Here is a 25,153-nt window from a genome sequence, read left to right on the forward strand (position 1 = left end):
GAAAGGGGCGGTCAGTTCAGCTGGAACTGCAGCGGATACTGGCCGTCCTCGAACTCGCCGAACAGATCCGACAGGTCCGGGTGATCGACCGGCTCGCCCGTATCGTCGGCCACGAGGTTCTGCTCGGACACGTAGGCCACGTAATAACTGTGGTCGTTCTCGGCCAGCAGGTGATAGAACGGCTGGTCCTTCGAGGGGCGGCTTTCCTCGGGAATCGCGGCATACCAGTCTTCGGTATTCGAGAACATCGCATCCACGTCAAAGACCACGCCACGAAACGGATGTTTCCGGTGACGGACCACTTGACCCAGATGATATTTCGCGTGCGCTTTAAGCATGCCGATGCAACCCCCGACTTCGAACTCTAATCCCGGAGGCATACCCTTGTCCATGCGTCACCACGCTACCTGGGGAAACACTCTGTGAACCTTATACTTACGGTCCTTGAGATTGTCGCCCCGGTATTCCTTCTGGCCGGGGTTGGATTTCTGTGGGTCCGGCTCGGAAACGAATACCGGGTCCAGTTCGTCACCCAACTCGCGATGACGCTGTCGGTTCCCTGCCTGATCTTCACCGCGCTGATGAGGACCGAGATCGAGCCGCAGGCGCTGACCGCGCTGTCGCTGGCTGCGGCGGCGGCCTATGGCGGGGTGACGCTTCTGTGTTTCGGCACGGTGCGGCTGGCGCGGCTGGACCGGCGCACCTATCTGGCGCCGATCATCTTCGGCAATACCGGCAATATGGGGCTGCCGCTGGCTCTGTTCGCCTTCGGCGAGCGCGGCTTCGATTATGCGGTCGTCGTCTTCGCGGTGATGGCGATCTATTCCTTCACCTTCGGGGTCTGGCTGGTCTCGGGCGGCGGCTCGCCCTTGAAGGTGCTGAAAGAGCCGCTGGTCTGGGCCACGGCCCTGGGCGGGCTGTTCCTGTGGCAGGGCTGGCAGACGCCCGCCTTCCTGACCAACGCGCTGAGCCTGATCGGGCAGATGGCGATCCCGCTCATGCTGATCACCATGGGCGTGGCCATCGGCCGGCTGCATCCGGGCCACCTGCCCCGCGCGGTCTGGCTGAGCCTCGTCAAGCTGGCGATCTGCCTGGGCGTCGCGGCGCTGGTGGGGCTGTGGTTCGGGCTCGACCGGGTGGCTCTGGCGGTGCTGGTGCTGCAGATCTCGACCCCGGTCGCGGTGACCTCCTACCTTCTGGCCGAGAAATACGGCGCCGATGCCGAGGCCGTGGCGGGGCTGGTCGTCGTCTCGACCCTGATGTCGGTGGTGGCGCTGCCGCTGACGCTGGCTTTCCTGATCTAGGCGGCCCGCCGCGCGGGCGCAGCTTGGGCGTTCCACCCGGCGCCGATTTCGCCTATGATGGTTCCAAACAAGACAAAAACGGCAGTCGATACAGGTCAACGAGAGGCAGATGGGCAGGTTCCTTCTCATCGCCGCATGCCTTTTTCTGGCGGCATGCGGTGACAAATCTCCGCCGCGCAATCTGGAAGACGCCTGCGCCATCGCGCGCGAGCGGCCCCAATACATGCGCGCGATGGAACGCAGCGAACGCCGCTGGGGCGTTCCGGTGCCGGTCCAGATGGCGGTGATCCACCAGGAAAGCAAGTTCGTGGGCGATGCCCGGACCCCCCATCGCTTTGTGCTGGGGATCATTCCCATGGGGCGGCAAAGCTCGGCCTACGGCTATGCCCAGGCCATCGATGGCACCTGGGATCTGTACCGCACCAGCACCTCCAATCGCGGCGCGCGGCGCGACGACATCAACGACGCCACCGATTTCATGGGCTGGTACATGGCCGAGTCCCGCACGAAGCTTGGCATCCCGCTCAGCGATGCGCGCAACCAGTATCTGGCCTATCACGAGGGCCATGCCGGGTATGCCCGCAGCAGCTATCGCAGCAAGGCCTGGCTGATGGCGGTGGCGAACCGGGTCGAGGACCGGGCGCAGCTTTACTACGCGCAACTCATCACCTGCAGCCGCTGAGCCCCGCGCCGTGCCCGGGACCCGGACCGAGCCGGGCCCCGGACCGGCAGGGGGTCAGTGCCGCATGCGGTCGTTGGTTTCCTGGATGATGTTGAAAAGCCGGGCCCCCAGCGGCATCCCGGTCTTCAGCTCGCCCAGCACAACAGTGGTCTGGCTGCCGGTCTCGTCGGTGACGATCCATTGCCGCAGCTCGATCGGCTCGTTGGTGAAGACCAGCGTGATGGTGCCGTATTCGGGATGCTCCGGGTCCTGCGCGACGACGCGGGTCGAACTGCCGTCCTCTTCATGCCCCACCACCATCCGGGCGCGGCCCAGATCGACCTGACGCTCGAGGATCAGGTTCAAGGGCGTCCGCTTCAGCGGATACTGTTCGGGCGGCTGGTTCGATTTTTCGTCGAAGACCGCGACCTGCCCGCCGCCCGCCATCACCAGCGCCTTGTCGGGCGGGGCGTATTCGAACCTGGCCCGGCCCGGGCGCTTGATCGACAGCACACCGGTCGAGATCGAGCCGTCGGCGTTGATCTGGGTGAAATCGGCCTGCGCGGTCTCGAAGCTGTTCAGATAGGCCGAGAGCGACGACAGCGGGATCGGGTCTGCCAGAACGGGCGTCGCCGCCAGCAGGGCCGCAAGGGCCAGGGAAAGACGCAAGGGTTTCATGGCTGCCAATCTAGCGCCGGGGACCGGGCATTTCACCTGCCCGGCCGTCACGAATGGGCGACCCGCCGCTCACGCCTGCTCCGGCACAAGGATCTCGCGCTTGCCCACATGGTTCGCGGCACTGACCACGCCCTGATCCTCCATCTGCTCGACCAGACGCGCGGCCTTGTTGTAGCCGATGGCCAGCTTGCGCTGGATGTAGGAGGTCGAGCATTTGCGGTCCTTGATGACGATTGCCACGGCCTGATCGTAAAGCGCGTCCTCGCTGTCGGTATTGCCGCCGAGCCCCAGCACCAGGTCGATATCGCTTTCCTTGTCCTCGTCCGGCCCCTCGACCACGCCGCCCACATAATCGGGCGGACCGAAGGTCTTGAGGTAGTTGACGATCTCTTCGACTTCCTCGTCGCTGACAAAGGGGCCGTGCACGCGCGAGATCCGCCCGCCGCCTGCCATGTACAGCATGTCGCCCATGCCCAGCAGCTGTTCGGCGCCCTGCTCGCCCAGAATGGTGCGGCTGTCGATCTTGCCGGTCACCTGAAAGCTGATCCGGGTCGGGAAGTTGGCCTTGATCGTGCCGGTGATGACGTCGACCGAAGGCCGCTGGGTCGCCATGATCAGGTGAATGCCCGAGGCCCGCGCCATCTGCGCCAGACGCTGGATGCAGGCCTCGATCTCCTTGCCCGCGACCATCATCAGGTCGGCCATCTCGTCGACGATGACGACGATATAGGGCAGCGTCTTGGGCAGGAATTCCTCGGTCTCGAAGACGGGCTCGCCGGTGTCGTCGTCAAAGCCGGTCTGCACCGTGCGCTTGAACATCTCGCCCTTGGCCATCGCGTCGCGCACCCGGCCGTTATAGCCCTCGATGTTGCGCACGCCCATCTTGGACATCTTGCGATAGCGTTCCTCCATCTCGCCCACGACCCATTTCAGCGCGACGACGGCCTTCTTGGGGTCGGTGACGACCGGGGACAGCAGATGCGGGATGCCGTCATAGACCGACAGTTCCAGCATCTTGGGGTCGATCATGATCAGCCGGCATTCATCGGGCGTCAGCTTGTAAAGCAGCGACAGGATCATGGTGTTGATCGCGACCGACTTGCCCGACCCGGTGGTCCCCGCGATCAGCAGGTGGGGCATCTTGGCCAGGTTCGCGACGACCGGATCGCCGCCGATATCCTTGCCCAGCGCCAGCGGCAGCCGCTGTGCGCTGTCGCCGAAATCGCGCGCCGACAGGATCTCGCGCAGCACCACCTTTTCGCGGCGGGCATTGGGCAGCTCGATCCCGATCACGCTGCGCCCCGGCACGGTCGAGACCCGGGCCGACAGCGCCGACATGCTGCGCGCGATGTCGTCGGCCAGCCCGATCACCCGGCTGGCCTTGAGACCCGGCGCCGGTTCCAGCTCGTACATGGTGACGACGGGGCCGGGCCGGACCGAGACGATCTCGCCCTTCACGCCGTAATCGTCGAGCACGTTTTCCAGCATGCGGGCATTCTCTTCCAGCGCCTCTTCGCTGAGATAATGCCGCTCGATGGTGTCGGGATTGGTCAGGAGCGACAGCGGCGGGTGCTGATAGCCGTCTTCCGAATCGTCGAATTGCAGGCCCGGCTGGGCCTCGTCGCGGGCGCGCCGCGAGGGCAGGACCGACTTGCGCGGCGGCTGCTCGACCAGCTTGCGCGGTTCGACGACCGGGATCGAGGGGCGCGGCGGCTGGATGGGCTGAGGCGCAGCCTCGTAAGGCGCCTCGTAGGGGGCGTCGATCCCTTCCTCGTCCTCGAAGGCATCGATCTCGGGCACGTCGATCCGGGCCCCCGGCGCGGGCGCCTGCGGCACGGTCAGCGCGGCGCCGCGCACCACCGGGGGCTCGGGGCGGAAACCGGTCGGCACCGGCGCGCTGCGGGACGAGCGCGACCGGATCACGTCGGCAATCCGCGCCCGGATGCGTTCTTCGGCGGCGGGCGTCATCGCCGGACCGTCCTCGTCATCGATCAGGTCGGGGTCGGCCCGGCGGCGAAAGACCGGCAGCCGCGAGAACAGACCGGCCCGGGCGGGCGCCTCCTCGGCGTCGTCATAGTCGTCCTCGTCATCGAAGTCCGGGGCGACCGGGTCGGCCCGGGACGAACGGCGCGCCTGCACCCCCTCGCCATAGCGCACCGCGCCATGCAGGGCGCCGCGCAGCCCGCGCCCGGTCGCGCCGCGCAGCGCGTCATAGCTGAGGATCAGCCCCAGCAGAACGCCGCGCCCGAACCGGCGCAGCTCGTCCCGGTCGACCCCCATCACGAACAGCCCCAGCGCCAGCGTGCCGAGCCAGACCAGCGCCGACACGAGCTTGAGCCCGACGATGGTGTCGATGGGCACGAGCCCCAGCACCGCGCCCAGCACGGTATCGCCGAAAAGCCCGCCCATGCCGAAGCTGTGTGTCCATTCGGGGGTCGGCACATGGGTCGCCGTGTAGACCGAGGCCAGACAGACCAGGAAGGGCGCGAAGATCACCCGCGACAGCGCCCGCTCCTCGCCCCAATGGGCGGCCAGCCGGACACCCCAGGCCGCGGGCACCGCAACCAGCGCCCAGCCGCCATAGCCCACGACGATGTAGATCGGCGAGGCAATCGAGGCGCCGAACCGGCCCAGAAGGTTCTGGGCCGGCGCATCGGTCGCCGACAGCCAGCTCGGGTCGTCGGTCACGTAGCTTCCCAGCGTCATCGCCAGAAGCGCCGCCAGCAGCATCAGACCGATGCCCAGAAGCTCCTTGCCCCGCCGCTCGATGGCGGCCTGGGTTGTCTGGTCAAGCAGGGGTTCGCGCCGTTTCATCTGATAAGAAGCCATGCCCTTGCCCCCTCAACCGTACAGACAGCCGCGCAACCGGACCAGCGCCGCCGCCATTTCGTCCTCGGGCGCCACCATGGCCACGCGGATATAGCCCGCACCCGGATTGGCGCCATCGACCTCGCGCGACAGATAAGCGCCGGGCAGGACCCGCACCCCCGTCTCGCGCCAAAGCCTCAGCGCCGCCGCCTCGCCATCGGCGACGGGCAGCCACAGGAAGAACCCCGCCTCGGGCGGCCGGTAGCCCGGCACATCGCCGAGGATCTCGTCGGCGCGGGCGTATTTGCGCACATATTGCGCCCGGCTCGCCTCGACATGGGCCTCGTCGGCCCAGAGCCGTTCTGCCGCCCGCTGCAGCGGCAGCGGCAGCGGCGCCCCGGCATAAGATCGCAACTGTTTGATCCGGCGCAGGCTTTCCGGCCCGCCGGCGGCAAAGCCGGACCGGAGCCCCGGCAGGTTCGAGCGTTTCGACAGCGAATGGAACGCCACGACCCGTTCCGGATCGGCCCCAAGCTCCTGCGCGACGGCCAGCGCCCCCACGGGCGGCGTGTCGCGATAGATCTCGGAATAGCATTCGTCGGCGAAGATCTGGAAATCGTGCTTTTCGGCCAGCCGGATGAGGTCGGCCCAGTAACCGCGGTCGGCCACCGCGCCCTGCGGGTTCGAGGGCGAGCAGAGATAGGCGATGGCGACGCGGTCCAGCAGTTCGGGCGGCAGCGCGGCGAAATCGGGCAGAAAGCCGGTTTCGGCGGTCGCGGGCACATAGACCGGATCGGCCGCCACCGCCAGCGCGGCCACGGCATAGACCTGATAGAACGGGTTCGGCGTCAGGATGACCGGCCGGGCGCCCGCTTTCGTCTCGGGGCACAGCGCGAGGGCCGCATTGAACAGCCCCTCGCGGGTGCCGTTCAGCGTGGTGATCTGCGTCTCGGGATCGAGCGTCACGCCATAGCGGCGGGCGACCCAGCCTGCGATGGCCGCGCGCAACTCGGGCGTGCCCTCGTTCGGAGGGTATTTGCCAAATTCATGGGCATGCGCGGCAACGATGCCGGCGACCCAGTCGGGAAAGGCGTGCCTCGGCTCGCCGATGGTCATGTGCACGGGCACGCCGCCGGGCTCATGCACGTCCAGAAGACGCCTGAGTCGCGGGAACGCGTAGTCCGGAAGGTTCGAAAACCGCTCGGGAAAGGTCATGGACCCCAATCTTGTCTGTCGTACTGCCTCGGTTCGGAGTCGTCTGTGCGCTCCGATTGTGCCCCACGATAGACCTTCGCCGCGCCGGGGTCCAGAAAGCCCGGCGCGGTCAACCCGGTGCCGGGCGAAGTTGTGGCATTTAGGTCAGGGCGCGTTCCGCCGCCGCGCCGATCCTCAAAAGCCGCTCTTCGGACATCGGCAGCCCGAGAAACGAGATCCCCGTGGACGGCACGCCGGTCGGCAGGGTCAGCACCGCGCTGCCCATCAGGTTGCCGATCCGGGTGTTGCGCAGCGCCAGCAGGTTCTCGGCCATGAAGAACTCGGAATCGGCCATCAGCCGGTCGACATTGGGCGGCAGGATCGGACAGGTCGGCAGCAGCACCGCGTCATATCCCGCGATGCGCGCGGCCCAGGTCGCCCGCAGCCGGTCGAGCAGCTGCCAGGCGGCGACATAATCGGCCCCCGAGAAGGTCTTGCCGCCGCGGAACCGGTCCAGCACCGGCGGGTACATCTTTTCGGGCTCGGCCTCGATCATCGTGCGCCAGGTTCCGTAGGCCTCGGTCGCGAACAGCACGCCCGCCAGCGCCAGCGCCTCGGACACTTCGGGCGCCTGCGCCCGGACGATGGTCGCGCCCTCCTCGGCAAGCCGCCCGATGGCGTGGTTGAAGCCTGCCCGGGGCGCATCGCGCAGACTGTCGAGCGCGACCGTCTCCAGCACCAGGAACTGGGTGCCCTTGAGGCTGGCCCCGGACAGATCGGCCGGTCGGCCCCCTTCCAGCGCGGCCAGCAGCAGGGCTGCATCCTCGACGGTCCGCGTCAGCGGCCCGACCGTGTCGAATTTCGGGCACAGCGGCACCACGCCCTTCAGCGAGACCCGCCCAGACGTGGTCTTGAGCCCCACAAGATCGTTCCAGACCGCCGGGATGCGCACCGAGCCCCCGGTATCGGACCCGATTGCGCCCGCGGCCAGCCCGAAGGCCACCGAGGCCGCCGCCCCCGAGGACGATCCGCCCGGCGCCCCCTTGGGGTCGTTGATGCAGGGCGGTGTCGCCGTCACCGGGTTCAGCCCCAGCCCCGAAAAGGCCAGTTCGGTCATATGGGTCTTGCCCAGGCAGACCAGACCGCCCGCGGTCGCTGCGGCCAGCACTTCGGCATCGCGATCGGGCACCCGGCCCTGCAACAGCGCCGCCCCGGCCTCGGTCGCGGCGCCCGCGCTGTCGAACAGGTCCTTCCACGAGATCGGCACCCCGTCGAGCGGCCCGAGCCGAAGCCCGGCCCGCGCCCGGTCGCGTGCGGCCTGGGCCTCGGACAGCGCCCTGGCCCGGGTGGTGCGGGCATAGATCCGGTCGCGCAACGGATGGCCCGCGATCTCGTCGAGGAAGGTCGCGGTCAGGTCAACAGGGTCGATCTTGCCCGTCTCGATACCGCGGCCCAGATCGCCTGCACTCATTCCCAACCAGTTCTGCACCATACGCGGCCTCCACCGTCCAAATACCTGCGCGCGAGGCTAGCGGGGCCGGGGCTTATGGACAATCCCGGGCGGACCGCCATATTCACGCCATGACCTACGATTCCGAGATCCTGATCGTCGGCGGCGGGCTGAACGGCCCGGCGCTTGCGCTTGCGCTGGCCCGCGCCGGGCTCTCTGTCACCGTGATAGACGCCCTGCCCCGGGCCGATCGCAGCGGCGACCGCTTCGACGGCCGGTCCTATGCGCTGGCGCTGGGCTCGACCCGGCTGCTGTCGGCCATCGGGGTCTGGCCCGGGCTCGCCCATCGCAGCCAGCCGATCCTCGAGATCGTCGCCTCGGACGGGCGCGCGGGCGAGGGGGCTGCGCCCTTCTTCCTCGACTTCCACCATGGCGAGATCGAGGAAGGCCCGATGGGCCACATGATCGAGGACCGCTACCTGCGCCAGGCGATGCTGGAGGCGCTTGAGGCCGAGCCCAAGGTTACGACGCTGTCGGGCGAGACCGTGATCGCGCAAGAGACCGACGCGACCGGCATCGCGGTGACGCTGGCCTCGGGGCGGCGGCTGCGCGGGCGGGTGCTGGTCGGCTGCGACGGTCGCCGGTCGGGCACTGCCCAGCGCGCGGGCATCCGCCGCACCGGCCATGAGTACGGCCAGACCGCGCTGGTCTGTGCCATCGCCCATGAGCGCCCGCATAACGGCACCGCGCATCAGTTCTTCATGCCGCCGGGGCCGCTGGCGATCCTGCCGCTTCCCGGCAACCGCAGCTCCATCGTCTGGAGCGAACGTGACGCCCAGGCCGCCGCGATCCAGGCGCTGGACGAGGCCGCCTATCTGGACGTGCTGCGCCCCCGTTTCGGCGACTTCCTGGGCGAGATCCGGCTGGAAGGCGACCGCTTTGCCTATCCGCTGACCCTGACGCTGGCCAATGCCTTCTGCGCGCCCCGGCTGGCGCTGCTGGGCGACGCGGCCCATGGGGTGCACCCCATCGCCGGACAGGGGCTGAACCTTGGGCTGCGCGACGTGGGCGCCCTGGCCGAGGTGCTGGTCGGGGCGAAACGGCGGGGCGAGGATATCGGCGCCATCGACGTCCTTGAACGCTACCAGTCCTGGCGGCGCTTCGACACGACCCTGATGGCGGCCGGGACCGATACGGTCAACGCGCTCTTCTCGAACGACAATCCGCTGCTGCGGCTGGGTCGCGACCTGGGCCTTGGCGCGGTTGCGGCCCTGCCCGGACTGCGCCGCCGCTTTATCCGCGAGGCCGCCGGGCTGACCGGCGCCCTGCCCCGGCTGATGACCGGGCGGCCGCTTTAGTCCCTGCCTTTCCGAAGCCCCGAAACGAAATCGCCCGGCCATTGGCCGGGCGTTCCGTTTGTCGCTCGATAAGGTTTGCAGAGGGCCTTGCGGATCAGGCGCCCGCGGGTTGCGCGGCCCCGCGATTACGGCGCCAGATCGAGAAGTTCAGCGCCCAGGCATAGCTGGTCCAGACCACATAGGGGGCAATCAGCAGCCCCGCGAACATGTCGGTCTGATAGAACGAAACCGCCATGGCCAGGACCGAGATCCACATCCCGCAGAGCACGAGCAGCGCCGCGCCGGGCCGGTGCAGGCCGAAGAAGACCGGCGACCAGAGCGTGTTGAAGGCGACCTGCAAGCCCCAGATCGCCAGCGCATAGACAAGCAGCGGGCTGCCCGAGATCGCGACGCGCGTCGCGGCATAGGCCATGCAGATGTAAAGCACGAACCACGCCACCGGAAAGAGCCAGTTTGGCGGGGTCCATTTGGGTTTGTCGATGCGGTCATACCAGCCGTCAGGCGAGAAGAACGCACCGGTCGCGCCAGCCGCATAGGTGGTGGCGAGGAATATTCCGAAGAGGGGCCAATCGATCATCATGGATCTTAAATAGCCTCGCGGCGATATTGTTCCAATGTGGCACCGCGTCTCGCGCGCTCGCGCGCCTCGAGCTGGGCCAGGATCGCGATGATCTCGCCCGCGCGGCCCTCCCCCCAAGGGTTGTCCGACGGTCGTCGGGTTGCCGTTGCGTCGACCAGATAGGCACATTCGGGCAGCGGCTTGCCGTACAGCACGGCCGAGCGCGGCATGACCGTGACCGCCATCGCCTGCGCCGCCGACCAGATCAGCCAGCCAAGCTTCTGGCCCTTGCTGGTATAGGCGCGGCGGGTGATGTTGTCGTAATCGGCGCGGCGCACCTCGCGGCCGATGGCGGCATAGATGTGACGCGCGGCAAAGATCCCGGGCCGACAGGCGAAGGGCAGTTCGGCCACCCCCGGCTCGGACCGGAAATACAGCCGGTTGGCATCCGACAGCAGCTTCTGGGTCAGGCGGCGGATGCTGGGCGAGGGCTGTGGCCGGGCCAGGAACTCGTCGACGTCGAGCCCGATCTCGGCCATCCATTGCAGCGGCAGGTAGAACCGCCCCTCGGCCGCGTCCTCGCCCACGTCGCGGGCGATATTGGTCAGCTGCATCGCGACGCCCAGATCGCAGGCCCGCGCCAGCGCATGCGGATCGCGGACCCGCATCAGCACCGCCATCATCACACCGACCGCCGCTGCGACCCGCGCCGAATAGGCGTAGACCCCTGACAGCGTTTCATAACGCCGCCCCATCGCGTCCCAGGCCATGCCCTCCAGCAAGGCCTCGGGCAGGGTGCGCGGCATCTCGAACTCGTCGACCACCGCCGCGAAGGCCCGGTCGCAGGGCGCGTTCCGGGGCTGGCCGCGATAGATCAGGTCCAGCCGCTCGCCCAGCATCAGCACGGCGGCCGACTTGTCGTGGGTCAGGTCGACCGCATCGTCGGTCAGCCGGCAGAAGGCATAAAGCGCCAGCGCCGGGTCGCGGACCCGGGCCGGCAGCAGTTTCGAGGCCGCATGGAACGAATAGGACCCGGTGCGGATCGAGTCCTCGCAATGTTTCAGATCCGCCGGGTCGATCATCTCAGCCCGCCGCGACACGATCCGCATCGGGCACGAGCTTGGCCATCACCTCGGCAGAGGTAACGACGCTGGGCAGGCCCGCGCCGGGATGGGTGCCCGCGCCCACCAGATACAGCCCCTCGACCTCTTCGCTGATGTTGTGCGGGCGGAAATTGGCGCTCTGGAAGATCCGGGGCTCCAGCGAGAACCCGGCGCCGAAGGGCGACAGATAGCGCGCCTGGAAGCTGTTCGGCGTGAAGACGAGGCTGGTCGAGACATGCTGCCCGAGCCCCGGCATCAGCTTTTCTTCCATGAAGTTCAGCACCATCTTGCGGTAGCGTTCGGCATTGGCCGTCCAGTCGACCGGGTGATCGGCATGCAGGTTCGGCACCGGCGACAGCGCATAGAAGGTATCGTCGCCCTCGGGCGCGGCCGTCGGGTCGGTGACGCTGGGCCGGTGGATGTAAAGGCTCATGTCATCGGCCAGATGTTCGGGCTTGAAGAAGATGTCCTTCACCAGCCCCTTGTAGCGCGGCCCGTTCAGCACCGTGTGATGCCCCACGTCCTTCCACATGCCGCGGGTGCCCTTGGTGCCGAAATACCAGACGAAAAGCCCCATCGACCAGCGCTTCTTCGCCAGGCTTTCATCGGTCCAGCGCCAGCGGCGGGTGTTGCGCAGCAGGTGGCTGTAGGTGAAGCCCGAGTCGGCGTTCGAGACGACGACATCGGCCTTGAGAACCTCGCCCGAGGCCAGCTTGACCCCGGTCGCCCTGTGCTTCGTCACCAGGATCTCGTCGACCTCGGTCTGCATCCGCAGCACGCCGCCCTGATCCTCGATGACGCCCGCCATCGCCTTGGCGATCGCGGCAACGCCGCCCATCGCGTAATGCACCCCGAATTCCTTCTCGAGATGGCTGACGAGGATATACATCGAGGTGACGTTGAACGGATCGCCGCCGATGAACAGCGGATGGAACGACAGCGCCATGCGCAGGCGTTCATCCTTCACCCGGCTCGCGGCATGGGCGTAGACGGACCGGTCAGCGCGCAGCATCCCGAAGATGTGCAGGACCTTGGCCAGTTCCTTCCACTCGTTCATCGGACGGCGGCCAAGCCCCTCGAACCCGAACCAGTAGCGTTTCTCGCTGTCCTTCAGGAACTGGTCATAGCCCGCCAGATCGCCCGGCGAGAGCCGCGCCACCTCGGCCCGCATTTTTTCCGTGTCCTGCCGGGCGCGGAAGCGTTCGCCGTCGGGGAAGACGATCTCGTAGAACGGGTCCATCGGGACCAGCGAGACGTCCTTGTCGAAATCGCGCCCACAGGCGGACCAAAGGTCGCGGAAGACCTGCGGCACGGTGACGATGGTCGGCCCCAGATCGAAGCGGTGCCCGTCCTGCCAGATCGCCGATCCGCGCCCGCCGGGCACGTCGAGCTTGTCGATGACGGTGACGGAATATCCCTTGGCGCCCAGACGCATGGCCGCGGCCAGTCCGCCCAACCCGGCTCCGATTACAACGGCGTGCGGGCGTTTGGCCCGAACGGCCTCATCCGCCAGGGCGGGATCGACTCGTGTCATCATGTCGCTAGGTTAAACCTGTCTAGTTTAGTTTACAATGCTTCTACCGGATACGCGCCGGGGGCGGCAGGTTCCTTGCGGTCGCACCCCGAAGAGCCCAGAAGATGACCGACAGCCGTTTAGGAGAGTCGCATATGCAAGTCGTCACCATCAGCTTTTTTCGTTATGACAACTGGGCTTCGCGCCTCGAGGCGCTGAGCCAGATGGCCCGCGGCCGCTACGCTTTGAAGACCGTTCCGGGGCTGGAATTCTTCAAGCTTCTGGGCACCGGCTCGGACGAGGGCTTCAATCCCCGCCCCAACGTCAACGTCAACGCGATTCTCTGCGTCTGGCCCGACATGGCGACCGCCAAGGCGGGCCTGAAGGGCTCGATCACCCACCGGACGCTGCGTGATCACTCCTGCGAAGCCTACACGATCTACCTGACCCCCACCTCGGCCCGCGGCATGTGGTCCGGCGTCGAGCCGCTGAAGGTCACCGAAAAGGCCGAACCGGGCCCGCTGGCCGTGCTGACCCGCGCCACCGTCAAGCTGCCCATCGCGCTGCAGTTCTGGAAGCACGTGCCGCAGATCCAGAAAGAGGTCGCGGCCGACCCGACCTGCGTCTTCCACATGGGCATGGCCGAGGTGCCCTGGGTGCAGCAGGTCACCTTCTCGCTGTGGAAGGGCACCGGCACGATGGCGGGCTTCGCCCATGGCGAGACCCCGCATGGCCACGCGATCCGGGCCGCCTATGGCGACCACTGGTTCAAGGAAGACCTCTATGCCCGCTTCAAAATCCTCGAGGAAGAGGGTACGTGGGAGGGCGGAAGCCCGATGGCCCTGCTGAACGCCGACGCCAGACCGGCTGCCCCGGCCCCGGCCGCACCGCCCGCGGCTGAAAAACCGGTGGCCGAAGAACCCGCGGCCGAGAAACCCGCGAAGCCCACGAAGGCCCCCAAGAAATCCCGGGGACCCAAGAAATCGAAAGTGAACGCATGACTCAACCCTTTCCCTTCTCCGCCATCGTCGGCCAGGAGGAGATGAAGCAGGCGATGATCCTCACGGCAATCGACCCGGGGATCGGTGGCGTTCTGGTGTTCGGCGACCGCGGAACCGGCAAATCGACGGCCGTGCGCGCGCTGGCCGCCCTTCTGCCGCCGATCCACGCGGTCGCAAGCTGCCCGGTCAACTCGCCCTCGCTGGACCAGTGCCCGGACTGGGCGCACCTGACCTCGACCGAGATCGTCACGCGGCCGACCCCCGTGGTCGACCTGCCGCTGGGCGTGACCGAGGACCGGGTGGTCGGCGCGCTCGACATCGAGAAGGCGCTGACCAATGGCGAGAAGGCGTTCGAGCCCGGCCTGCTGGCGCGGGCGAACCGCGGCTATCTTTATATCGACGAGGTCAACCTGCTGGAGGACCATATCGTCGACCTGCTGCTGGACGTCGCCCAGTCGGGCGAGAACGTGGTGGAACGGGAAGGTCTGTCGATCCGGCACCCGGCGCGCTTCGTGCTGGTCGGGTCCGGCAACCCCGAAGAGGGCGAGCTGCGCCCGCAGCTTCTGGACCGCTTCGGCCTGTCGGTCGAGGTGACCTCGCCCAAGGACATCGACACCCGGATCGAGGTGATCCGCCGCCGCGACACCTACGAGATGGACTACGAGGGCTTCATGGAGAAATGGCGCCCCGCCGATGCCGAGCTGCGCGACCGGATCGTGGCCGCCCGGGGCCATCTCAAGACCATGGCCAGCGACGAGTCCGTGCTGCGCGACTGCGCCGAGCTGTGCCTGGCGCTGGGCTCCGACGGGCTTCGGGGCGAACTGACGCTGCTGAAGGCGTCGCGTGCGCTGGCGGCCTTCGAGGGCGCCGATGCGGTGACCCGGGCGCATGTGCGTCAGGTCGCGCCCTCTGCGCTGCGCCACCGCCTGCGCCGCGATCCGCTGGACGAGGCCGGGTCCACCACCCGCGTGGGCCGCGTGGTCGAGGAGGTGCTGGGTGAGCCTGCCTGACGGGGTCTGGACCCGGGTCGAGATCGGTCTGAACGCACTGGCCGTCGATCCGGCCGGGCTGGGGGGCCTGTGGCTCCGCGCCCGGTCGGGGCCGGTGCGCGACCGGGTGATCGAGGCCCTGCCCGCCCTGCCCCTTCCGCTCAAGCGCCTGCATCCCTCGATCGGCGACGAGCAGCTGTTCGGCGGCATCGACCTGACGGCGACTCTGTCTTCGGGCAAGCTGGTCGAACGGGCGGGCCTTCTGGCCGAGCCCGCGATTCTGGTGCTGCCGATGGCCGAACGCACCCAGCCCGGGCTGGCCGCGCGGCTGGCCGGGGCGATGGATCAGGGCACCGGCCATTGCCTGATCGCCATGGACGAGGGCGCCGAGCCGCAGGAGACCCTGCCCGCGGCGCTGACCGACCGGCTGGCGCTGCATCTCGATCTGGACGCGCTGCCCTGGGGCCAGACCGAGCGGATCGCGATGGATACCGACGCGCTGGCCGCGGCCCGCGCGCGTCTGCCGGGCGTCCGCGCGGACGACAAGGTGCTGGAAGACCTGACCGTGCTGGCGGTGCGCCTGGGCATCGACTCGTTGCGCGCGCCGATGCTGGCGCTGAAGGCCGCCAAGGCGCTGGCGGCACTCGCAGGCAATGACGAGGTCGATCAGGACGATCTGACCGCCGCCGTCCAGCTGGTGCTGGCCCCCCGCGCGACGCAATTCCCCGAAGAACCGGTCGAGGACGACCAGCCGCCCCAGGACCCGCCCCCGCCGGACCCCGAACAGGGCGACAGAGACCAGAACGATGGCGAGGCGCAGTCGCTGGACGACCTGCCGCTGCAGGACATCCTGCTGGAGGCTGCCAAGGCGACGCTGCCCGCGGACCTTCTGGCAAACCTTGCCGCGCGGAAGGCACAGCGCGCAGGCGGCGGCATTTCCGGCGCGGGCGCCAAGCGCAAGGGCAACCGGCGCGGCCGGCCGATCCCGTCGCGGCGCGGGCGGCTCGATACCGGCGCCCGGCTCGACGTGATCTCGACGCTTCGGGCCGCGGCCCCCTGGCAGACCATCCGCAAGCGGGAATCGAGCTTCGAGCGGTCCTTGCATATCCGCACCGACGACTTCCGGATCAAGCGCTTCGAAGAGAAATCCGACCGGCTGCTGATCTTCGTGGTCGATGCCTCGGGCTCTGCGGCGATGACCCGCCTGGCCGAGGCAAAGGGCGCGGTGGAACTGCTGCTGGCCGAAGCCTATGCCCGCCGCGACCATGTCGCGCTGGTCGCGTTCCGGGGCGAGGCGGCCGAGCTGCTGCTGCCGCCGACCCGCTCGCTGGTCCAGACCAAGCGGCGGCTGGCGGCGCTTCCGGGCGGCGGCGGCACGCCGCTGGCGGCCGGGCTGAAGACCGCGCTGGAACTGGCGATCCAGTCCAAGGGCCGGGGCATGACGCCCACCGTCGCGCTGCTGACCGACGGGCGTGCCAACATCGCGCTCGACGGCACCGCGAACCGGGCGCTGGCGGCCGAGGATGCCGAACGGATGGCGATCGCGATCAGGGCGAACGGCTACCCGGCAATGGTGATCGACATGGGCCAGCGGCCCGAACGATCGCTGAAGGCGCTGGCCGACACACTGGGCGCGCCCTACATCCCGCTGCCGAGAGCCGACGCCAACCGGCTCTCGACCGCTGTATCGGCCGCTCTCGACGCGTAAGAGGACGCATGGACTGGACCCGGGACGGAAAAGATTGGCCGAACCGGGAGTTTTCCCGGTTCGTGCGCCACCGCCCCCATTACTGGCATCTGCAGGTGGCGGGCGACGGGCCTGTGGTGCTGCTGATCCATGGCACCGGCGGCGCGACCCATAGCTGGCGCGATGTGCTGCCCATTCTGGCCGAACGCTACCGCGTGGTGGCGCTGGACCTGCCCGGTCAGGGCTTCACCAAGCTCGGCGCGCGGCAGCGCTGCGGGCTCGATGCGATGAGCCGCGACATCTCGGCCCTGCTCGACGGCGAGGGCCTGCTGCCCGACGCCCTTGTCGGCCATTCGGCGGGCGCGGCCATCGCGCTTCGGATGGTGCGCGACCTGAAGCGCCCCCCGAAGGCGCTGGTCGGGCTGAACGCCGCGCTGGAAAGCTTCAAGGGGCCTGCGGGCTTCGTCTTTCCGATGATGGCGCGGATGATGGCGCTGAACCCGTTCTCGGCCTCGGAAATCTCGCGCTGGCTGGGAACGGCCGCCGGGGTCGAATACATGATCGCCGGGATCGGCAGCGAGCTTTCGCCCGAGGGGCTGGCGCTTTACCGCCGGCTGGTGGCCGACCGCCACCATACCGACGCGACGCTGGCCATGGTCGCGCAATGGTCGCTGGACGGGCTGCAGCACGACCTGCCCTCGATCGACGTGCCGACCCTGCTGATCGTGGGAGAGGACGATCGGGCGGTGCCGGTCTCGGGCTCGGTGCGGGCGGCGGCGCGGCTGCCGCAGGCAGAGCTTGCGCGGTTCCCGGGGCTTGGCCATCTGGCCCATGAAGAGGCCCCCGAAGCGGTGACCGCCCGGATCGAGGCCTTTCTCGAAGACCGGCTCTGACCGGAAATCCCGACGGCGGCCATGAAAAAGGCCGCCGGGCAGGCCGGCGACCGTTTCGCGCGACAGTCCGAGCTTATTCGTGGGTGCCGAAGCTCGCGATATAGGCGAAGACGTCGCGGATCTCTTGTTCCTTGACGCGCTGGTTGGTCATCAGCCCACGGCCCTTGGGGTCCTGGGTGTAGTCGCGCAGGAAATCGGTCGGGCCGGGCACGTATTTGACCAGCTCGTCCTCGGTCCAGACCAGACCTTTTTCGCCGGCCTCTTTCATGAGATCGGAATACCTGAAGCCCTCGATGGCGGCGGCATGGCGGCCGGGCATCTTGAAGAGGTTGGGGCCGACCTTGGCATTGCGCCCGGCGACCACCTCGCCCGCGTCATTCTCGACGACGTGGCAGGTCTGACAGATCTTGTTGAACACCTTCTCGCCTTCAGCCGGATCGCCGGTCACATCGACGGCAAGCGCCGGGCCGGCAATCAGGGCCGCCGCGGCGGCGGCGAGCGCGAATTTCGAATTCATGGGTCTCTCCCTGACTCAACTGAACCGGTGCATACCATGGAACGCAGGCACCGGAAGGTCAATCTATATGGGTCGCTAAACAAAGGGTTTCCGACCAATGGATGCATGCGCCGCGGCCCCCGGGGGGCACACGCGCGGCGCGACTTTCTGGTTTTAAAGGATTTCCAGGCTCAGGCGCCGAAGCCCGCAAAGAGCCGCGATTCGCCCGCCTTGCCCCGGTCAGGTCCGGCCAAGATCGTTCGGGCGGATCTTGTCGTCCTCGGACCGCTCTTTGCGTTCCGGCAGCATCCAGCGCCAGAGCCGCTCGTCGGGCAGCGGCAGCACCATCAGCCAGTGTTCCAGAAGCGCCAGCGCGGTGATCGCCGTCAGCAGCGCAAAGCCCACCGTGTCATGCGGGTCGCTGACCGCGAAGAGTCGTTCCATGAAACAGGCGACCGCGAAGGTCAGCGCCGAGATCGAGAACGGGAAAAGCCAGTTCAACCGCGAGATCTTGAAATGGCTGGGCAGATGGGCCAGCGGCGTCGGCAGGAACTCGACATTGATCTTGGGCACGCCGAGGAAAAGGTTCAGCTTGGCCGAGATCCGCGCGAAGAACAGGATGATGAAGGTCCAGACCCCGACTCCGTTGGCGGAATCGTGGCTGGTGACCAGCATCGCAAAGAGAATGACCACCAGCAGCGTCTCGTGATAGGCGATGGTGCCATAGGCGCGCATGAACCGTTCCCAGCCGCGCGCATGCGGGTGACAGCGGGTGGTGTTGGGGCCGGTGACGACCCCGGTCAGGAAGGCCAGCTCCACCCAGCCCCAGATCGCGATGGCGGCCAGAAAGGCCAGATAGGCGGTCGCCACGGTCTCGACATGGCGGGTCATCTCGAACAGCCACACCCCGCCGCCCAAAAGCGGCAGGGCCATGACCGTGGCCCGAAGATGCGCAAGGCGTCCCCGGTGTTCGGCGCGGCGCACGACGATCAGGATCGCCCCGGTCGAGAACCACCAGATGAACAGGGCGGCCAGCGCCGCGAACCACGCCGTTGCGATCAATAGACAGGCTCCATGCGGGTCGAGGCCGGGACCTCATGCCGTTGCGCCGGAATGGTCAGAAGCGACAGGAACGCCCGGGCCGCCTTTGCAGAGCCCGCCCATTCGGCCAGCTTGCCAGCGACCCCGCCCTGCCGCCGTGCCGCGTCGATGGCGACGCTGGCCTCCTGCAGGGCCGTCAGCCCCTTCGCCCAGCGCGGATGGTCGATATCGAGCGTGATCGGGAAGATCTGCTTCGACAGGTCCGAGGTCTTGCGGAAGACCTCATGCCCGTACCAGTCGGTATCGACGCCCAGCGCCTTGTGGAAGGCGGGCCGCTGGTGATCGCGCACATGCATGGTGGCGAAAACCGCGGTCAGGAAGAACTTGATCCACAGGACATTGACGCCCGAGGTCAGTTTCGGGTCGGTCTTCATCAGCAGCGCGAAGGCCTCGCCATGGCGGAACTCGTCGTTGCACCATTCGCGGAACCACTTGAAGATCGGGTGGAACCGCTTTTCCGGATGCGCTTCGAGATGGCGGAAGATCGTGATGTAGCGGGCATAGCCGATCTTCTCGCTGAGATAGGTCGCGTAGTAGATGAACTTGGGCCGGAAGTAGGTGTATTTCTTCTTCTGGGTCAGAAAGCCCAGATTGACCGCGATCCCGGCCTCGCGCAGCGCATCGTTGATGAAGCCCGCATGCCGCGCCTCGTCCCGCGCCATCAGCTGGAACAGTTCGGTCACATCGTGATTGGACCCGCGTCGCTTCATCTCCTTGTACAGCACGCAGCCCGAGAATTCGGCGGTGCAGGAGCTGATCAGGAAGTCGATGAACTCCTTGCGCAACTCGGGCTCCATCCCCTCCCAGTCGACATGGTCCCAGGTCTCGTCCTTGCGGAAATGGCCCTTGTTCGGGTCGGCCTGCATCTCGGCGATCAGCGCGTCCCAGTCGGCCCGGACGGGGGTGACGTCGATGGCGTCGAGCGCCTCGAAATCGGTGGTGTAGAAGCGCGGCGTCAGCAGGGTGTCCTGCATCGCGACGGCGGTCGCGGTTTCGCTGTCCAGAACGGCCTGCTGTTCCTGGATCGCAAGACCTTCCTCGACGGTGGTTGCATCGGCGGTATGGACGTTCACAGCTTCACCTCCCCGGAAAAGGAGAATTCGCAAAGCTCCATGAAGTCCAGATCTCCGGTCAGCCGCGTCCAAAGACGTTCCAGCGGCGTCGCCCGGGTGATGACGGCGATGCGGTCTTCCCTTACCACTTCGCCATAGGGGGCCATGATCTCGGGGCCTTGCACCAGCACCTCGTCGCCCGGATGCACGACGGCTCCATTGTTGAACCGCACATGCGCATGCAGGCTGTCGAACTTGTGCGAGACCTCAACCGTACACGGTGCGGTCTCCTTCCTTCGGGTGAACATTCCCATCTTTCGGTTCCCTGTTTTTGAGTGTGGAGGGCATGTTCCCGATCCCTCCGGTCAGTCCAGCAGCCGCGCGAAAGCCGCTGTGTTGTCGGCGCCGAAGCCGACCAGTTCCGCACGCCAACCGGTCTGGTCGTCGTACAGAGAAATCCGTCCGTCCTTGAACCGGACCAGCCTGACCGGGGCGTCGAGCGCCACGCCGGCCTGCTTGCGCTTGAGCTCGAGCGCGCGCCAGACACCGGCCACGAAGCCGCCCTCGTTCGGGGCGAACTCGAAGACCTGGTTGCCTTCGGTGTCGTAGATCTTGGCCGATCCGTCGATCTTGGCATCGATCACGATCTGGCGTTCCACCGCCACCGGCGCCCCGGCATCCGGCAGCGCATCAAGCGGCCGGTCGGTCAGCCGGGCATAGGTGACGAGGATCAGCGCGAACAGCGCCACCCCGAACATCCCCTTGATCAGGATCGGCGGGATCTTTTCCCCGTGATTGTAGGGGCCGGTGTGGCGGTTGTTGCGGGCCATGTCTTACTCCGCTGCAAGCGTGTCGTCGTCCCCGACACGCGTGAGCCTGGGTTCGGAGACCCGCGTTTCCGCTGCGTCGGCGATCAGTCGTGCGACCTTCGCCGCCTCAGGGATGCAGCGGAACGCGGGTTCCGTGCGGGCCATCCGCCACGGGCGGACATGGGGCCAGCACAAGAGGTACGAGAACTTGGTGGTTCCCATCAATTCGAAGGCGATCGAGCCGGTGCCGGACTTTCTGAGGTCCAGATTGGCATTGCCGATCCACGTGTAGGGCAGGTTCAGCGTCATATCGAGCGCCGCCCCGATGCGAAGGGCCACGCGCCGGTTGGTGACGGTATAGACCGTCGCCCGGGCCTGGACGAAGGCCGTGATCAGCAACAGCAGGCAGACCACGGCCCCCAGGACCAGGAAGAACGAGGACGCGACCGCCGCTTGCGACCAGGGCATGGTCTCGGCAGCGACGATCATGCGCCAGAGGAAGAGGACGACGAAGTAACCGGCCACCCAATACAGCGCGAGGCTTTCCCGGGCGAGCGCCCACCAGGCCGGCCGGCCCTGCCAGAGGATGTGTTCCCCCTCGGGCAGGCGTTCCGGCAATCCCTTGATGGGCTCGACAGCGAAATCGTCGTCGGACATTGCGTCCCTTCCTCAGAACTGCGGTTCGAGCCGCTCGGCGGGGTCGGCGTAAAGCTTGCCGCCCGCGTAATAGGCACAGACCTTGTCTTCTTCGAGTTTGGTGATCTGGCCCGACGACTTGATGGTCGGGACGCCGGCAAAATGCTTGCCGTAGATCGAGTGCACCGAAACTTCGGGCTTGAACCAGCCGATCTTGGCCAGCTGCATCGGCAGCAGGCGGCGGCCGCCGCCATGGGCGCCGTCAAGTTCCAGCTCGAGGTAGCGCACCAGCTGTTCCGGCTCGTCGACCCACATGTCGACGATGGTGCCGACCTTCTCGCCGTCGCCCGCGATGACCGGCATGCCGCGCGGGTCGCGACCGGCCGAGACCTTGAAGGTCTTCAGCGCCGAGAGCGGCTGGATCTTCGGATGGCCGCGGCCGTCAAGCTCGGGCTCGTCCTTGCGGGCAACCCAGGCGGCCGGACCCACGCCGTCGACCATCGGGTCGCCGGTCGGCTCCAGCGGGTAGCCGTTGTTCTTGGTGACCTTCTTCAGCGCCAGATCCGCGTTGCGGGGATCGGTCTGCATGTCGGGCACGGTTTTTTCGCCCTGGCCGTGCGGCAGCTTGAAGGTCTTCGCCGCGGGCAGCGGGAACATGCCCTGGTTCGGCGCGGGGTTCCCCATCTCGTCTTCCAGCGGGTAGCCCTCATGCATGTTCATCCGTTGGAGATAGAAAATCAGCCCAGCGAAGAACAGCCAGAACGACCAGATGGCCAGACTGGCGATGTCGAAGTTTCCGAAAAAAGCGTTGACCATGGGTATCGGTCCTCCGGGTCAGGTTGGGAAGTCGGCCAGCCCGATCTTGGCCGAGGAATCCCTGTTGGGATGGTTGCGGTCCTGCGGGCGCACAAGCGGCCCCAGAACCATGAGTGTCACGAAGAGAAGGACGATCTCAATGTGGTAGACCGCCGCGTATCCGGTGGCCGGCGTGTTGAGCCCTTCGCCCAGAACGCCCGCCGTCGCAAGATGCCCGATTCCGTCCCGAAGCCCGCCGCCCAGCGCCACGGCCAGTCCAGAGGCGGTCGCCTGCGCGGCCCCCCAGGCGCCCAGCGCAAGCCCGCGGCCCGCGAAATCCCGGACCGGCAGCGCCATCGCCGCGGTCAGCGTCGAGACAGAGAAAAGCCCGCCGCCAAAGCCGATCAGCATGGCGCCGAGGAAGAACAGCAAGCCCGAATGCAGCGGCCCGGCAAAGATCACCAGGGTGAAGGCCACGATGCCGCCAAGGATGCCAAGCGCCCCCATCCGGTGCGAGTTCATGCCCTGGCCCAGCCAGCGCGCCGCGAGCCCGAAGCCCACCAGCGCCCCGAAGGCCCAAAGCGCGGTCAGAAGCGTGGTTGACGACACCGACAGCCCGAGGATCTGGCCGCCATAGGGTTCCAGCAGAACATCCTGCATCGAGAAGGCCAGCGTGCCGACGAAGACCACCGCCAGCAGACGCCCCGCGCTGCCGCCCCGCACGAAATCGCGCCAGGCATCGCCAAAGCTCGGCTGCGGCGCCTCGCGCTCTTCCTTCGACATCGGGCACATGCGCTCCTGTTTCCAGAGCGCGACAACGTTCAGCAGGATCGTCACGACGGCCGCGCCCTGCACCACCCGGATCAGCCGGATCGACGAGAAATCGCGCAACAGCCAGCCGATGACGATGGACGACACGCCCATCCCCAGCAGGAACATCACATAAAGCAGCGCCACCACCCGCGGCCGGGTCTCGTCGGTGGCGCGGTCCGAGGCCAGCGCCAGACCCGCGGTCTGGGTCATGTGCAGTCCGAGCCCGGTCATCAGGAAGGCGATGGCGGCAAAGACCTCGCCCGCCCAGGCCGGACCCAGCGTCTGGTCGCCCGACAGCAGCAGCAGCGAAAACGGCATGATCGCCAGCCCGCCCATCTGCCAGAGCGTACCGAACCACATGTAGGGGACGCGCTTCCAGCCGATGGCCGATCTGTGGTTGTCGGACCGGAAGCCCATCAGCGCGCGGAACGGCGCGACCAGAACCGGCACGGCGATCATCATCGCCACGACGATCGCGGGCACCGAAAGCTCGACGATCATCACCCGGTTCAGCGTGCCCAGCAGCATCACCGTCGCCATCCCCACCGACACCTGGAACAGCGACAGCCGCAGCAGCTCGTTCATCGGCAGTCCATCCGAGGCGGCATCGGCGAAGGGCAGGAACTTCGCCGACAGCTTCGTCAGGGGATGAGGCTTCTTGCTCATCTTTCAAGCTCCATGGCCTGGCTGATGTAGAACCCCTTGGCGACCCGCGCGACGGCACGAAGCCGCCCCTTCACGCCGGCCTTGCGCAGGGCGCCCGCGATCCGCGCCTCGGAATGCGGAATGATCCGGGGCGAGCGGTCGGACCGCGGAAAGAGCTTGCCGACCACATGCATGGCGGTCAGCAGGGGCGTTTTCGGCGCGACGGTAAAGACGATCTTGTTGCGGGTCCGGGGCGCAAGCTTGCCCAGGGCCTCGGCGATGTCGCGGGCCTTGTAATGGATCAGGCTGTCCATCGCCATGACATAGTCGAAGCTGCCCAGCCGGTCGCTCAGCATGTCGCCCGCCACGAAGGTGATCTGGCGATGATACTTATCAGGGATCCGGCTTTTCGCCACGTCCAGCAGGCTTTGAGAAATGTCGCAGGCCACGACCTCGGCGCCGCGCTGGACCAGCTCCAGCGTCATCGGCCCGGCGCCGCATCCGGCGTCGAGCACCCGACATCCGGTCAGGTCGTCGGGCAGGCGCGCCAGCATCGCGGCACGCATCTGGTCGCGCCCCTCGCGCACCGTCTGGCGGATGCGCGACACAGGGGCATCCGATGTCAGATGCTCCCATGTCTTGGCGGCGGTGCGACCGAAGTAGGTCTCGAGTCGTTCCCGGGTGCGGGCGTAGCTGTCCATCAATCGAACCCAAGCAGTTCAAAGATTTCGCGGTCGGGCAGCGGATGCGGTGCCAGGGGCTCGGTTCCGGCCCAGAGCAGCTCCGCCAGCCGCAGGTATTCGGCACGGCACTGAACGATGTCCTCATCGTCGGGCATCTCGAACAGCGTCTTCTTCATCAGCCGCGAGCGGCGGATCGCATCGACCAGCGGCATATGCGCGATACGCTCGAAGCCCACGCGCTTGCAGTACTTGTCGACCTGGTCGGTATCTTCCGACCGGTTCGCGATGCAGCCCGCCAGCCGCACGTTGTAGTTCTTCGACTTGGCCTGAACCGCGGCGATGATCCGGTTCATGGCGTAGATCGAGTCGAAATCGTTCGCGGTCACGATCACCGCGCGGTCGGCATGCTGCAGTGGCGCGGCGAAGCCGCCGCAAACCACGTCGCCCAGAACGTCGAAGATCACCACATCGGTATCTTCCAGCATGTGGTGCTGTTTCAGCAGCTTGACGGTCTGACCGACGACATAGCCGCCGCAGCCGGTGCCCGCGGGCGGGCCGCCCGCCTCGACGCACATCACGCCGTTGAAGCCCTCGACCATGAAATCCTCGGGCCGCAGCTCTTCGGGGTGGAAATCCACCTCCTTGAGCACGTCGATCACCGTGGATTGCAGATGCCCCGTCAGGGTGAAGGTCGAATCATGCTTGGGATCGCAGCCGATCTGCAGAACGCGCTTGCCCAGCATCGAGAAGGCCGCCGACAGGTTCGACGAGGTCGTCGACTTGCCGATCCCGCCCTTGCCATAGATCGAAAAGACCTTGGCCCCCTCGATCTTCATCGTTTCGTCCTGATGGACCTGAACGGAGCCTTCGCCGTCCTCGCCTCTCAGCACCGGAATGTCATCTCTGGGGCTCATTGGTTCCCTCC

At 67.1% G+C, this 25,153-nt stretch carries 25 protein-coding genes; 7 read left to right on the forward strand and 18 right to left on the reverse strand.

Annotation, left to right across the window (positions count from 1 at the left end):
- Positions 1-11: 11 nt before the first annotated feature.
- Positions 12-338 carry a heat shock protein HspQ gene (gene hspQ, locus BYZ73_RS02535; RefSeq protein WP_075787250.1) on the reverse strand — a complete coding sequence of 109 codons (327 nt, stop codon included), beginning with the start codon at positions 336-338 and terminating at the stop codon, positions 12-14.
- An 84-nt stretch (positions 339-422) separates the two neighbouring features.
- Here hspQ and BYZ73_RS02540 point away from each other — a divergent pair, with 84 nt between their 5' ends.
- Both BYZ73_RS02540 and BYZ73_RS02545 read left to right on the forward strand, forming a co-directional pair.
- Entirely contained in the window at positions 423-1,304 is an 882-nt protein-coding gene (locus BYZ73_RS02540) for an AEC family transporter (protein WP_112314782.1), read from the forward strand.
- 109 nt (positions 1,305-1,413) lie between these two features.
- Positions 1,414-1,986: a transglycosylase SLT domain-containing protein gene (locus BYZ73_RS02545; protein ID WP_112314783.1), complete on the forward strand. Its 573-nt coding sequence runs from the start codon at positions 1,414-1,416 to the stop codon at positions 1,984-1,986.
- 54 nt (positions 1,987-2,040) lie between these two features.
- On the opposite strand, the gene BYZ73_RS02550 is transcribed toward BYZ73_RS02545, so the two are convergent.
- The 4 genes from BYZ73_RS02550 to BYZ73_RS02565 form a co-directional block, all read right to left on the reverse strand.
- Complete coding sequence (locus BYZ73_RS02550) at positions 2,041-2,643, reverse strand: LolA family protein (protein WP_108024344.1); 603 nt, start codon at positions 2,641-2,643, stop codon at positions 2,041-2,043.
- Between the two features lie 69 nt (positions 2,644-2,712).
- Positions 2,713-5,472 (reverse strand): DNA translocase FtsK, encoded by a 2,760-nt coding sequence (locus tag BYZ73_RS02555; RefSeq protein ID WP_112314784.1) that lies wholly within the window; start codon positions 5,470-5,472, stop codon positions 2,713-2,715.
- 12 nt (positions 5,473-5,484) lie between these two features.
- Entirely contained in the window at positions 5,485-6,666 is a 1,182-nt protein-coding gene (locus BYZ73_RS02560; protein WP_112314785.1) for an aminotransferase class I/II-fold pyridoxal phosphate-dependent enzyme, read from the reverse strand.
- A 139-nt stretch (positions 6,667-6,805) separates the two neighbouring features.
- Positions 6,806-8,137: an amidase gene (locus BYZ73_RS02565; RefSeq protein WP_112314786.1), complete on the reverse strand. Its 1,332-nt coding sequence runs from the start codon at positions 8,135-8,137 to the stop codon at positions 6,806-6,808.
- A gap of 89 nt (positions 8,138-8,226) precedes the next feature.
- Between BYZ73_RS02565 and BYZ73_RS02570 the strand changes: the two genes are divergently transcribed.
- Positions 8,227-9,453, forward strand: a complete 1,227-nt coding sequence (locus tag BYZ73_RS02570) for an FAD-dependent monooxygenase (RefSeq protein ID WP_112314787.1) — start codon at positions 8,227-8,229, stop codon at positions 9,451-9,453.
- Positions 9,454-9,547: 94 nt separating this feature from the next.
- Here the strand turns inward: BYZ73_RS02570 and tspO are convergent, their stop codons facing one another.
- Genes tspO through BYZ73_RS02585 form a run of 3 tightly spaced genes read right to left on the reverse strand, consistent with a single transcriptional unit; the run spans position 9,548 to position 12,652 of the window.
- Complete coding sequence (gene tspO / locus BYZ73_RS02575) at positions 9,548-10,030, reverse strand: tryptophan-rich sensory protein TspO (RefSeq protein ID WP_342750286.1); 483 nt, start codon at positions 10,028-10,030, stop codon at positions 9,548-9,550.
- A gap of 8 nt (positions 10,031-10,038) precedes the next feature.
- The gene (gene crtB, locus BYZ73_RS02580; RefSeq protein WP_112314820.1) at positions 10,039-11,094 is read right to left on the reverse strand and encodes a 15-cis-phytoene synthase; all 1,056 of its coding nucleotides are present in this window, start codon (positions 11,092-11,094) and stop codon (positions 10,039-10,041) included.
- A gap of 1 nt (position 11,095) precedes the next feature.
- Positions 11,096-12,652: a phytoene desaturase gene (locus BYZ73_RS02585; protein WP_112314788.1), complete on the reverse strand. Its 1,557-nt coding sequence runs from the start codon at positions 12,650-12,652 to the stop codon at positions 11,096-11,098.
- A 131-nt stretch (positions 12,653-12,783) separates the two neighbouring features.
- Between BYZ73_RS02585 and BYZ73_RS02590 the strand changes: the two genes are divergently transcribed.
- Genes BYZ73_RS02590 through bchO form a run of 4 tightly spaced genes read left to right on the forward strand, consistent with a single transcriptional unit; the run spans position 12,784 to position 17,198 of the window.
- On the forward strand, positions 12,784-13,629 hold the full coding sequence (locus BYZ73_RS02590) for a spheroidene monooxygenase (RefSeq protein WP_108024358.1): 846 nt from the start codon (positions 12,784-12,786) through the stop codon (positions 13,627-13,629).
- On the forward strand, positions 13,626-14,639 hold the full coding sequence (bchI, locus tag BYZ73_RS02595; protein WP_108024470.1) for a magnesium chelatase ATPase subunit I: 1,014 nt from the start codon (positions 13,626-13,628) through the stop codon (positions 14,637-14,639). Before BYZ73_RS02590 ends, bchI begins: the two co-directional genes overlap by 4 nt.
- On the forward strand, positions 14,632-16,326 hold the full coding sequence (locus BYZ73_RS02600; protein ID WP_245943028.1) for a magnesium chelatase subunit D: 1,695 nt from the start codon (positions 14,632-14,634) through the stop codon (positions 16,324-16,326). Before bchI ends, BYZ73_RS02600 begins: the two co-directional genes overlap by 8 nt.
- Positions 16,327-16,334: 8 nt before the next feature.
- Complete coding sequence (gene bchO, locus BYZ73_RS02605; RefSeq protein ID WP_112314790.1) at positions 16,335-17,198, forward strand: alpha/beta fold hydrolase BchO; 864 nt, start codon at positions 16,335-16,337, stop codon at positions 17,196-17,198.
- A gap of 73 nt (positions 17,199-17,271) precedes the next feature.
- Here the strand turns inward: bchO and BYZ73_RS02610 are convergent, their stop codons facing one another.
- The 10 genes from BYZ73_RS02610 to bchL all read right to left on the reverse strand — a co-directional run bounded on the left by BYZ73_RS02610 (position 17,272) and on the right by bchL (position 25,142).
- On the reverse strand, positions 17,272-17,715 hold the full coding sequence (locus tag BYZ73_RS02610) for a c-type cytochrome (RefSeq protein ID WP_108024367.1): 444 nt from the start codon (positions 17,713-17,715) through the stop codon (positions 17,272-17,274).
- 219 nt (positions 17,716-17,934) lie between these two features.
- Positions 17,935-18,756, reverse strand: a complete 822-nt coding sequence (gene puhE, locus BYZ73_RS02615) for a putative photosynthetic complex assembly protein PuhE (RefSeq protein ID WP_341800920.1) — start codon at positions 18,754-18,756, stop codon at positions 17,935-17,937.
- The gene (acsF, locus tag BYZ73_RS02620; protein ID WP_112314791.1) at positions 18,753-19,868 is read right to left on the reverse strand and encodes a magnesium-protoporphyrin IX monomethyl ester (oxidative) cyclase; all 1,116 of its coding nucleotides are present in this window, start codon (positions 19,866-19,868) and stop codon (positions 18,753-18,755) included. The genes puhE and acsF overlap by 4 nt, the downstream gene beginning before the upstream one ends.
- On the reverse strand, positions 19,865-20,161 hold the full coding sequence (locus tag BYZ73_RS02625) for a hypothetical protein (protein ID WP_108024371.1): 297 nt from the start codon (positions 20,159-20,161) through the stop codon (positions 19,865-19,867). The genes acsF and BYZ73_RS02625 overlap by 4 nt, the downstream gene beginning before the upstream one ends.
- Before the next feature lie 51 nt (positions 20,162-20,212).
- A complete protein-coding gene (puhC, locus tag BYZ73_RS02630; protein ID WP_112314792.1) occupies positions 20,213-20,677 on the reverse strand; it encodes a photosynthetic complex assembly protein PuhC in 465 nt (154 codons plus the stop codon).
- Positions 20,678-20,680: 3 nt separating this feature from the next.
- Entirely contained in the window at positions 20,681-21,313 is a 633-nt protein-coding gene (gene puhB, locus BYZ73_RS02635) for a photosynthetic complex putative assembly protein PuhB (protein WP_108024375.1), read from the reverse strand.
- Between the two features lie 12 nt (positions 21,314-21,325).
- A complete protein-coding gene (gene puhA / locus BYZ73_RS02640) occupies positions 21,326-22,108 on the reverse strand; it encodes a photosynthetic reaction center subunit H (RefSeq protein ID WP_075787267.1) in 783 nt (260 codons plus the stop codon).
- An 18-nt stretch (positions 22,109-22,126) separates the two neighbouring features.
- Positions 22,127-23,566 (reverse strand): PucC family protein, encoded by a 1,440-nt coding sequence (locus BYZ73_RS02645; protein ID WP_112314793.1) that lies wholly within the window; start codon positions 23,564-23,566, stop codon positions 22,127-22,129.
- On the reverse strand, positions 23,563-24,246 hold the full coding sequence (gene bchM / locus BYZ73_RS02650) for a magnesium protoporphyrin IX methyltransferase (protein WP_108024379.1): 684 nt from the start codon (positions 24,244-24,246) through the stop codon (positions 23,563-23,565). Before bchM ends, BYZ73_RS02645 begins: the two co-directional genes overlap by 4 nt.
- Positions 24,246-25,142, reverse strand: a complete 897-nt coding sequence (bchL, locus tag BYZ73_RS02655) for a ferredoxin:protochlorophyllide reductase (ATP-dependent) iron-sulfur ATP-binding protein (RefSeq protein WP_108024381.1) — start codon at positions 25,140-25,142, stop codon at positions 24,246-24,248. Before bchL ends, bchM begins: the two co-directional genes overlap by 1 nt.
- Positions 25,143-25,153: the final 11 nt, after the last annotated feature.

The organism is Rhodovulum viride, from assembly GCF_003265965.1.
In the GTDB taxonomy this organism is placed as follows: domain Bacteria; phylum Pseudomonadota; class Alphaproteobacteria; order Rhodobacterales; family Rhodobacteraceae; genus Rhodovulum; species Rhodovulum kholense.

Excerpts from the sequence above, each read along its gene's own strand:
- hspQ (WP_075787250.1), bottom strand. The coding sequence starts at position 338 with ATGCTTAAAGCGCACGCGAAATATCATCTGGGTCAAGTGGTCCGTCAC.
- BYZ73_RS02545 (WP_112314783.1), top strand. The coding sequence starts at position 1,414 with ATGGGCAGGTTCCTTCTCATCGCCGCATGCCTTTTTCTGGCGGCATGC.
- BYZ73_RS02550 (WP_108024344.1), bottom strand. The coding sequence starts at position 2,643 with ATGAAACCCTTGCGTCTTTCCCTGGCCCTTGCGGCCCTGCTGGCGGCG.
- BYZ73_RS02555 (WP_112314784.1), bottom strand. The coding sequence starts at position 5,472 with ATGGCTTCTTATCAGATGAAACGGCGCGAACCCCTGCTTGACCAGACA.
- BYZ73_RS02560 (WP_112314785.1), bottom strand. The coding sequence starts at position 6,666 with ATGACCTTTCCCGAGCGGTTTTCGAACCTTCCGGACTACGCGTTCCCG.
- BYZ73_RS02565 (WP_112314786.1), bottom strand. The coding sequence starts at position 8,137 with ATGGTGCAGAACTGGTTGGGAATGAGTGCAGGCGATCTGGGCCGCGGT.
- BYZ73_RS02570 (WP_112314787.1), top strand. The coding sequence starts at position 8,227 with ATGACCTACGATTCCGAGATCCTGATCGTCGGCGGCGGGCTGAACGGC.
- tspO (WP_342750286.1), bottom strand. The coding sequence starts at position 10,030 with ATGATCGATTGGCCCCTCTTCGGAATATTCCTCGCCACCACCTATGCG.
- crtB (WP_112314820.1), bottom strand. The coding sequence starts at position 11,094 with ATGATCGACCCGGCGGATCTGAAACATTGCGAGGACTCGATCCGCACC.
- BYZ73_RS02585 (WP_112314788.1), bottom strand. The coding sequence starts at position 12,652 with ATGATGACACGAGTCGATCCCGCCCTGGCGGATGAGGCCGTTCGGGCC.
- BYZ73_RS02590 (WP_108024358.1), top strand. The coding sequence starts at position 12,784 with ATGCAAGTCGTCACCATCAGCTTTTTTCGTTATGACAACTGGGCTTCG.
- bchI (WP_108024470.1), top strand. The coding sequence starts at position 13,626 with ATGACTCAACCCTTTCCCTTCTCCGCCATCGTCGGCCAGGAGGAGATG.
- bchO (WP_112314790.1), top strand. The coding sequence starts at position 16,335 with ATGGACTGGACCCGGGACGGAAAAGATTGGCCGAACCGGGAGTTTTCC.
- BYZ73_RS02610 (WP_108024367.1), bottom strand. The coding sequence starts at position 17,715 with ATGAATTCGAAATTCGCGCTCGCCGCCGCCGCGGCGGCCCTGATTGCC.
- BYZ73_RS02625 (WP_108024371.1), bottom strand. The coding sequence starts at position 20,161 with ATGGGAATGTTCACCCGAAGGAAGGAGACCGCACCGTGTACGGTTGAG.
- puhC (WP_112314792.1), bottom strand. The coding sequence starts at position 20,677 with ATGGCCCGCAACAACCGCCACACCGGCCCCTACAATCACGGGGAAAAG.
- puhB (WP_108024375.1), bottom strand. The coding sequence starts at position 21,313 with ATGTCCGACGACGATTTCGCTGTCGAGCCCATCAAGGGATTGCCGGAA.
- puhA (WP_075787267.1), bottom strand. The coding sequence starts at position 22,108 with ATGGTCAACGCTTTTTTCGGAAACTTCGACATCGCCAGTCTGGCCATC.
- BYZ73_RS02645 (WP_112314793.1), bottom strand. The coding sequence starts at position 23,566 with ATGAGCAAGAAGCCTCATCCCCTGACGAAGCTGTCGGCGAAGTTCCTG.
- bchM (WP_108024379.1), bottom strand. The coding sequence starts at position 24,246 with ATGGACAGCTACGCCCGCACCCGGGAACGACTCGAGACCTACTTCGGT.
- bchL (WP_108024381.1), bottom strand. The coding sequence starts at position 25,142 with ATGAGCCCCAGAGATGACATTCCGGTGCTGAGAGGCGAGGACGGCGAA.